Source organism: Streptomyces spiralis, from assembly GCF_014654675.1.
GTDB lineage: Bacteria > Actinomycetota > Actinomycetes > Streptomycetales > Streptomycetaceae > Streptomyces > Streptomyces spiralis.
Genome location: NZ_BNBC01000167.1, coordinates 1 through 569, shown reverse-complemented (window position 1 = coordinate 569; position 569 = coordinate 1). Strand labels below are relative to the sequence as shown.

Here is a 569-nt window from a genome sequence, read left to right as displayed (position 1 = left end):
GGGGACTGCTGCATCGACGCCCCGGCCCACTGGGTGCGCAGTCCGCCGGGCTCCGCGATGGTCACCGTGACGCCGAGTGGTGCGAGTTCCGCGGCCAGCGACTCCGACAGGCCCTCCAGGGCGAACTTCGTGGCGTGGTAGTAGCCGGTCGCGGCGAAGGCGGCCAGGCCGCCGAAGGAGGAGATGTTGACGATCTTCCCCGAGCGGCGGTCCCGCATGCCGGGCAGCACTGCTTTGAGGACGGTCACCACGCCGTGCACGTTGGTGTCGAACAGGGCCCGGACCGCTGCGTCCTCTCCCTCTTCGATCGCGGCCAGGTAGCCGTATCCCGCGTTGTTGACCACCACGTCGATGCGTCCGAACACCGCCTCGCACGCCTGGACGGCTGCGGTCACCGACTCGGGGTCGGTGACGTCCAGCCGGAGAGGCAGTGCGCGGTCGCCGTACCGGGCGGCGAGATCAGCCACCGATGCGCGGTTGCGGGCGGTGACAGCCACCCGGTCACCCCGTTCGAGGGCGTGCTCGGCCAGGGCACGGCCCAGGCCGCTGGAGCAGCCGGTGATCAGCCA

The 569-nt window shown here is 71.2% G+C and carries 1 protein-coding gene; it reads right to left on the bottom strand.

The window, feature by feature from the left end:
- On the bottom strand, nt 1–569 hold a 569-nt coding region (locus IE318_RS44545), incomplete at both ends, for an SDR family NAD(P)-dependent oxidoreductase (RefSeq protein ID WP_189908502.1).